At 46.5% G+C, this 7,723-nt stretch carries 7 protein-coding genes and 4 tRNA genes; 8 read left to right on the forward strand and 3 right to left on the reverse strand.

What is annotated here, in order from left to right; translation table 11 throughout:
- From rsfS to Q0N89_RS09415, 3 genes are all read right to left on the reverse strand, one after another.
- Nucleotides 1–359 (reverse strand): ribosome silencing factor (gene rsfS, locus Q0N89_RS09405; protein ID WP_294035770.1); only part of this gene is annotated, 359 nt, incomplete at its 3' end.
- A 43-nt stretch (nt 360–402) separates the two neighbouring features.
- Complete coding sequence (gene nadD / locus Q0N89_RS09410; protein ID WP_294035773.1) at nt 403–1,074, reverse strand: nicotinate (nicotinamide) nucleotide adenylyltransferase; 672 nt, start codon at nt 1,072–1,074, stop codon at nt 403–405.
- Nucleotides 1,046–1,396 carry a hypothetical protein gene (locus tag Q0N89_RS09415; protein ID WP_294035775.1) on the reverse strand — a complete coding sequence of 117 codons (351 nt, stop codon included), beginning with the start codon at nt 1,394–1,396 and terminating at the stop codon, nt 1,046–1,048. Before Q0N89_RS09415 ends, nadD begins: the two co-directional genes overlap by 29 nt.
- Before the next feature lie 178 nt (nt 1,397–1,574).
- Between Q0N89_RS09415 and uvrA the strand changes: the two genes are divergently transcribed.
- The 8 genes from uvrA (at nt 1,575) to Q0N89_RS09455 (ending at nt 7,471) form a co-directional block, all read left to right on the forward strand.
- Nucleotides 1,575–4,481, forward strand: a complete 2,907-nt coding sequence (gene uvrA / locus Q0N89_RS09420) for an excinuclease ABC subunit UvrA (RefSeq protein WP_294035777.1) — start codon at nt 1,575–1,577, stop codon at nt 4,479–4,481.
- 120 nt (nt 4,482–4,601) lie between these two features.
- Nucleotides 4,602–5,357 (forward strand): single-stranded DNA-binding protein, encoded by a 756-nt coding sequence (gene ssb, locus Q0N89_RS09425; RefSeq protein WP_294035779.1) that lies wholly within the window; start codon nt 4,602–4,604, stop codon nt 5,355–5,357.
- A gap of 240 nt (nt 5,358–5,597) precedes the next feature.
- Nucleotides 5,598–5,673, forward strand: a tRNA-Thr gene (locus tag Q0N89_RS09430).
- A gap of 80 nt (nt 5,674–5,753) precedes the next feature.
- A tRNA-Tyr gene (locus Q0N89_RS09435) sits at nt 5,754–5,837 on the forward strand.
- Between the two features lie 25 nt (nt 5,838–5,862).
- A tRNA-Gly gene (locus Q0N89_RS09440) sits at nt 5,863–5,936 on the forward strand.
- Nucleotides 5,937–5,943: 7 nt separating this feature from the next.
- A tRNA-Thr gene (locus tag Q0N89_RS09445) sits at nt 5,944–6,018 on the forward strand.
- A gap of 311 nt (nt 6,019–6,329) precedes the next feature.
- Nucleotides 6,330–6,515, forward strand: coding sequence for a hypothetical protein (locus tag Q0N89_RS09450; protein WP_294035781.1), 186 nt, complete (start codon nt 6,330–6,332; stop codon nt 6,513–6,515).
- 110 nt (nt 6,516–6,625) lie between these two features.
- Nucleotides 6,626–7,471 carry a glycosyltransferase family 8 protein gene (locus tag Q0N89_RS09455; protein ID WP_294035783.1) on the forward strand — a complete coding sequence of 282 codons (846 nt, stop codon included), beginning with the start codon at nt 6,626–6,628 and terminating at the stop codon, nt 7,469–7,471.
- Nucleotides 7,472–7,723: the final 252 nt, after the last annotated feature.

The following is a 7,723-nucleotide window of genomic DNA, read 5'->3' on the forward strand; positions in this document are numbered from 1 at the left end:
GGCGCAACTGCCAAAGCACGCAAGGCATCTGGTGATGACCATAAGCCTTCTAAGTCATAAAACTCACGAGCCTGTGGTGTCATCACATGGACGACCACAGAGCCTAAATCAACCAGTGTCCAGTCGCTGTCTTTGTCGCCTTCACGGCCCAGTGGCATCAGCCCCGCTTCTTTGGTGGCAGCGCCAAGCTTGTCGGCTAGGGCTTTGACATGGCGCTTGGAAGTGGCTTCACAGATGATGATACGCTCGGCGACTTCGGTCAAGTGCTCGACGGATAAAGTGGTGATGTTTTTGGCTTTTAGGTCGTCTAGAGTGTCGATGACCAGTGCTAAGGTTTGTTCTAAGGTTAAAGTTGTCATAACTATCATAAATCAATCGGAAAACTTGCTATTATAACATACTTTAGCCATCTTGGTATAGCTGATGTGTATCAATATAGTCAATGACGGCAGGGTGTAGATAGTGCACAAGGGTGCCCGTTTTGCCATCACTGATGAGCTGTCTGATGTGGCTTGATGACATGGCGTCAATCAGCGTATCATCCAGATAAATCTTGCCATCTTGCGCCAAAAACTCATCCAAATCTGTCGTACACCGAGCCATCAGTGTATCGCTCGGCGTGCCTGTCTCGCCAACACGAGCAAATGCCCAAAATTTCACCATATCGGCCAATGCTTCACCACCACGCCATCTAGGTAGGCTAACTAAGCTATCAAAACCAATCACAAAAATCAGCACATCATCAGGATAAGTGGCGTGTAGATGAGTGATGGTATCGATGGTATAAATCGGCGGTGGCTGTGTCAGCTCATAGTCATCGATAACGATGGGTGAGCCCTGCGTGGCAAGCGATAACATCGAGAGCCGATGTGTGCTCGCTGTCGGTGCACCCTTAAACGGATTGCCAGCGGTGGGTAGTAGGCAGAGTGTGATACCGTCCGCACTAAGCCTCACAGACAGCTGTGTATAGACAGCCATCGCCATGTGCAGATGCGAGCGGTGGACGGGGTCAAACGAGCCACCCAGATAGATGCGATAAGCCATTTTAGTCTTGATTGAGATGGCTTGGGTCAAGGTTGGGGTGCTTATGCAGTGCTTGTCCGGTACGCCAGCCGTCTTCATCACCGAAGTATAATAGGCCTTGTTCATCATCTCGATAGAATTTGAGCGTATTGCCTTTTGGGTCTGTGACGACAAGCGTATCAACGATTTCTTGGCATAGGCGCTTGATGTCATCTTCATGATTGCCAAGCGTCGGACGAGTGATAGCGTGCAGGGTTTGGCGCTGCTCATCGGTCAGTATAGGATTTTTTTGGTCACGAGCCAGAATGCGCTCGGCGATTTGTTTGGCATAAGTGACCGAAAAGTCTTTTGGATCAAGGGTCAAAAAAAACATAACAAGACTCACAATACATCAAAATACAGCCCATATCATACATCAAATCAATGATGATGGCTTGGTTTGATGGTATAAAAATTGTTGTAATGCCTTACAATTTCTCACTTTAAAATCCATCAACCGCACCCCATTATGCCTTATAATAGTCATTTTAAAATATCAAAAAGGCAAGTCTATGGCACACGATAAAATCGCCATCCGTGGCGCACGCACGCACAATCTCAAAAATATCGATGTCGATATCCCCCGTGATAAATTCGTGGTCATCACCGGTCTGTCAGGCTCAGGCAAATCATCACTTGCCTTTGATACGCTATATGCCGAAGGTCAGCGCCGCTATGTCGAGAGCTTATCGGCGTACGCTCGTCAGTTTCTTAGCCAAATGGAAAAGCCCGATGTTGATAGCATCGAAGGGCTATCCCCCGCCATCGCCATCGAACAAAAATCCACCAACCACAACCCCCGCTCGACGGTCGGCACGATTACCGAAGTGTATGACTATCTGCGCCTATTATTTGCTCGTGTGGGCGTGCCACATTGCCCTGAGCATGGCGAGCCGATGGTGGCGCAGACGGTGAGTGAGATGGTCGATGGTGTGCTTAGCTTGCCTGCCGATACTAGGCTTATGATCCTTGCGCCTGTGGTGCGTGAACGCAAAGGTGAGCACACGGCGTTACTTGAGCAGCTGCCATCACAGGGCTTTACCAAGGTGCGTATTGATGGCGTGATTTATGATACCGATGAATTGCCAAGCCTAGAAAAAAACAAAAAACACAGCATTGAAGTGGTGGTTGATCGCTTTAAGGTGCGAGATGATTTGGGCAATCGTGTGGCTGAGAGCCTTGAGACAGCGCTCAAGCTTGGTAACGACATCGCCATTTTGTATCACATGGATGGTAATCCTGATGGTGATGATGAGCAGATTTTATCCGCCAAGCACTCATGCCCTGTGTGTGATCGTGCGGTGAGCGAGCTTGAGCCACGCTTGTTCAGTTTTAATAACCCTGCTGGAGCGTGCCCTGCCTGTGATGGTTTGGGCAAGCGTCAATATTTCGCCGCAGAACGCATCGTTACCCATCCCGAAAAATCACTCAATCAAGGGGCGATTCACGGCTGGGATAAGCGCCATGCCTATTATTTTGGGCTACTTAGCACGGTGTGCCGTCATTTTGATATTGATATGGATGCACCGTGGCAAGCACTGCCTGCCAAACAGCAAGGTATTATTCTAAATGGCTCGGGCAAAGAAAAAATCGAATTTCAGTTCACCGATGAGCGGGGACGAAAAAGCACCAAGACCGTGCCATTTGAAGGGATTTTGCCGTATCTAGAGCGCCGTTATGCCACGACGACGAGTAATTTGGTGCGTGATGAATTGGCGCAATATCTGTCAGACACTGCCTGTAATGTCTGTGATGGCGTGCGCCTCAATGACATCGCGCGTCATGTACAGGTCGATGGCAAGGGCATTGGCGAGATTATCCATCTGCCGATTGGCGATGCATGGCAATATTACGAAAATCTGCACATCGATGGCGCAAAAGGCGAAGTGGCGGATAAGATTTTCAAAGAAATCCGTGAACGCTTGGGCTTTTTGACCAAAGTGGGGCTTGAATATCTGACCCTAGCTCGCAGTGCCGAAACGCTCTCAGGCGGTGAAGCACAGCGTATCCGCTTAGCCAGCCAAATCGGTGCAGGCTTGATGGGCGTGATGTATGTGCTTGATGAGCCGTCCATCGGTTTGCATCAGCGAGATAATGACCGCTTGCTATCGACTTTGACGCATTTGCGAGATTTGGGCAATACCGTCGTGGTCGTCGAGCATGACGAAGATGCCATCCGCCAAGCCGATCACATCATCGACATCGGTGTCGGTGCAGGTGTGCACGGTGGGCGAGTGGTCGCTCAAGGCACAGCCAAACAAATCGCCGCCACCAAAGGCTCATTGACCGGTGAATATCTGTCGGGCAAGCGCCGTATCGAAGTGCCAAGCGTCCGCCATACGCCTGCTACCATCACGGTTGAGACCGGCAAAGGCAAAAATAAAACCAGTCATGATGAGCCACTGTACATCGAGCTACAGGGCGCTTGTGGCAATAACCTAAAAAATGTCAATCTATCCATCCCAATCGGTGTGATGACCTGTATCACAGGTGTGTCAGGCTCGGGCAAATCGACCTTGATTAACCGCACCTTGATGCCGCTAGCTGCCACTACACTCAACAACGCCACGACGCTCGTACCCGAAAAATACGACACCATCACAGGGCTTGAGCATCTGGATAAGATGGTGGACATCGACCAAAGCCCGATTGGACGCACCCCGCGCAGTAACCCTGCCACTTATACAGGCGTATTTACCTTGATTCGTGATTTATTCACGCAGACGCCCGAAGCGCGAGCTCGTGGTTACAAGGCAGGGCGATTTAGTTTCAATGTCAAAGGCGGTCGCTGTGAGTCTTGTCAAGGTGATGGCTTGATTAAGGTTGAGATGCACTTTTTGCCAGATATGTATGTGCCGTGCGACGCTTGTCATGGCAAACGCTACAACCGAGAAACGCTTGAAGTCAAATACAAAGGCAAATCCATCAGCGATGTGCTTGATATGACGGTCGAAGAGGCGATGGCGTTCTTTGAGGCGATTCCGGTGATTCATCGCAGGCTTGAGGCACTGCACGAAGTGGGATTGGACTACATCCGCCTAGGTCAATCGGCGACGACACTGTCAGGCGGTGAGGCACAGCGTGTCAAGCTAGCCAAAGAGCTTGCCAAACGAGACACCGGCAAGACCTTATACATCCTAGATGAGCCGACCACAGGGCTACATTTTCATGACATTGCCAAGCTATTACACATCTTGCATACCTTGCGTGACCGTGGCAATACCATTGTGGTGATTGAGCATAATTTGGATGTCATCAAGACTGCCGACTGGATTGTCGATCTAGGCTATGAAGGCGGTAGCGGTGGCGGTGAAATCGTCGCCACAGGCACGCCAGAGATGGTGGCGATGGATGATAAGTCGCATACGGGCAGATTCTTAAAGCCGATGCTGGATGCGGCTAAATCTTTGGCAAAATAATTTGTAAATTTGCCAAAAACCCCTAGCAATTTTACTATAAATTTCGTAAAGTAAGCAGAAAAATTGATGCGATAATTTCAGCTGATTTTTTACCGATTTAACAACAACAAAGGAAAGCGTATGAGCGTAAATAAGGTCATTCTTGTGGGTAACTTAGGTAACGACCCAGAAGTGAAGCAGTTTGATAATGGCGGTATGATTGCCACTGTATCTATCGCCACATCCGAAAGATGGCGTGACAAGAACACAGGCGAACAGCGTGAGCAGACCGAGTGGCATCGTGTGGTGTTCAATAATCGTCTTGCCGAGATTGCTCAGCAATTCTTGCGCAAAGGCTCTCAGGTCTATGTCGAAGGCAGCCTGCGTACTCGTAAGTGGACTGACCCACAGACAGGTCAAGAACGCTACAGTACCGAGATTCGTGCTGATAATATGCAGATGCTTGGCAGTCGTGGTGGTAATGACAATAGCGGCGGCTATCAAGGTGGTAATTATGGCAACCAATATCAAAATGGCGGCTATAATAATCAAGGTCGTGGCGGTTATCAAAATAACCAAAATCAAGGCTATAACAACCAATTTGCCCAAAACCAAAACTACAACCAACAAGCCTATGCCAACCAAAATATGGGGCAACAGCCACAAGGCAACCCAGCTTATAATCAGGGTATGAACCAAGGCATGAACGGCGGTATGGGCGGTATGAATGCAGGCATGAATAACATGGCGCAGAATAATTCATTCCAACAGCCTGCCCAAGCTGTACCACCGCAAGCGCCGACGCAAGCGCCACAGCCACCGGCAAATCAGCCAAGCCCGCAAGCGCCTGTCATTAGCCCTGCGACCAATGTTTCAGATGATGATATTCCGTTTTGATATCCGCTGAGAAAAATCAGTCCAAAATCAGCCCAAAGTCGCATTTGGGCTGATTTTTTTTATCCAAATCAGATAAGATTCGCCCACTTTATCTTGTACAACCACTCAGTAGCAACAAAAAAATTATCAAATAAAATACAATAAAATCAATAACATATAAACTATTTTAAAAATCATCCAAAAAAGTGCTTGCATAGATTTAGAAGTATGATATTATACGCACCACTTAGGAAATACACCGCCGGCTTAGCTCAGTTGGTAGAGCAACTGACTTGTAATCAGTAGGTCGCCAGTTCGATTCCGGCAGCCGGCACCATTCCTAAGAAAATATTAGGTAAAGCCCAACATTGGGCTTAATCTTTTACCAGACCAGTAAAAGAGACACCTAGCCAATTTGGTGGGGTTGGGGAGCGGTCAAACCCAACAGACTGTAACTCTGTCGCGAAAGCTTCGAAGGTTCGAATCCTTCCCCCACCACCATTCTTCCTACCTTGGTTACTACCCTGCGGGTGTAGTTTAGTGGTAGAACCTCAGCCTTCCAAGCTGATGGTGCGGGTTCGATTCCCGCCACCCGCTCCATAATTTCGCTCTTGTAGCTCAGGGGTAGAGCACTCCCTTGGTAAGGGAGAGGTCACGAGTTCAATTCTCGTCAAGAGCTCCATATTTTGAATTATCCTTAAGACGCATCGTTTTAAGGGTTTTTTATTTTCTAGCCATTTTTTACGATGTATAAGGAGACATCATGCAACACGACAGCTTACCGTTATTGACTTTAGGTATTTGCTTGGCATGATGTCTAGGACGCATATCAAGCAATTTGAATGCGTCCAAATGTTGTTAGCCTGACATTTGGTCAGGCTTTTTTTGTTTTTTTGGATGGTCAAAAATTCATTCAATTACGCCAAATTACGCCCCAAATTGCACCAAAGCTACGCCATTAGGACGCCAATCTTTAAAAAACGAGAAAAAATAATGACAAAATACACCATCCAATTACCAAAATCAGGTAAGGCACGCAATTTGGCAAGCCTATCACCGCTTATGCAAAAGGGTGGGAAATTTGAAAGCGAAAAACCAACCGCTAAGCATCGCAAGGCGCGACATCAAGCCAAAAAGATGCTTAGGCAATGTGACCTTCATGGCAAAGATTGGCATTAATCTATTGGTTGTTTAAGCTGTTTTGGTAGATAAATTAAACTTTATATTCTGATGGTCTATGTTATAATGAAATGACCTAATTTATTCAATTTAGTTTTCAAGAGTGCCATATGACTACTGATACGTCCACAGCAAATATTGTGGTTGCAAGTGATAGAAATTATCTAGACTACTTGGATATTGTGCTCAAGTCATTGTTGGCACACCATCAATCGTTTAATGTGTTTATCCTAAACGCAGGCGACATCAGCCCAGAGTGGGTGATGGAGCGCCAACAGTTTTTTGCCCAAAGACAGTCAAGCCTACGCTTGGTGTACATCAATCAAGATGAGCTTCAGCGCTATCACCCAAGTGGCTACATTACACAGGCGACATATCTAAGATACTACATTGCCAAGTTATTTGAATACAATCAATCAAATCGATGGCTGTATTTGGATTGTGATATTGTCATTAATGGCGATATTTTCCAACCGTTTAGCGATAGTCGGTTTTCACAATTTCCATTGGGTGCGGTACAAGACCCATTCGTGAGCAATTTGGCGCAGCACAGGTTTCGTCAAGGTGATTATTTTAACGCTGGCGTATTGTATATTAATGCAGATCAATGGGTAGGTGTTACGGAGCAGTTAATACAATTAACTGAAAAATTACAAGAAACATTGGTTTATGGCGATCAGGATGTCTTAAATGTTTATTTTCATAAACATTGGTTTGCCATCGACTGGCGTTATAACTGTCAGCTAGAGCATTTTTTGTTGGACCGTGTCAATACCGAAAATGTATCGCCAGATCTGATACACTTCACAGGCCCAGTTAAGCCGTTAGCAAATGCTCAATTTGCGCCAAAAGCTCAAAGGGCAGTTGATTTATTTAGATTTTATGCCAAGACATCCTATCAAACAGTACTAGAAAATCCCATTGGATTTTTTAAATTTGTTTTGACGAGTAAATGATTGGCAAGGTGGTTGATTGCTCATTGGGTTGGGCAAATGTGACAATATTGGACTTTGGATATACTAAAAAGCCATCCAGTGACAAAATAATCCACCCAAATGTATTCAAATACTAATTTCACTATGATATAATGCGTCAGGATATGGTCATGGTTTTTTGGGCATCGCTCAAGAGCCGACCATGGCGTTTAATTAACAATCGAGGAAACCATCATGGCAAAGGCCAAGTTTGAACGTAACAAGCCACACGTA

It is taken from the genome of uncultured Moraxella sp., assembly GCF_945873075.1.
GTDB lineage: Bacteria > Pseudomonadota > Gammaproteobacteria > Pseudomonadales > Moraxellaceae > Moraxella.

Excerpts from the sequence above, each read along its gene's own strand:
- uvrA (WP_294035777.1), top strand. The coding sequence starts at position 1,575 with ATGGCACACGATAAAATCGCCATCCGTGGCGCACGCACGCACAATCTC.
- ssb (WP_294035779.1), top strand. The coding sequence starts at position 4,602 with ATGAGCGTAAATAAGGTCATTCTTGTGGGTAACTTAGGTAACGACCCA.
- Q0N89_RS09455 (WP_294035783.1), top strand. The coding sequence starts at position 6,626 with ATGACTACTGATACGTCCACAGCAAATATTGTGGTTGCAAGTGATAGA.
- Q0N89_RS09450 (WP_294035781.1), top strand. The coding sequence starts at position 6,330 with ATGACAAAATACACCATCCAATTACCAAAATCAGGTAAGGCACGCAAT.
- Q0N89_RS09415 (WP_294035775.1), bottom strand. The coding sequence starts at position 1,396 with ATGTTTTTTTTGACCCTTGATCCAAAAGACTTTTCGGTCACTTATGCC.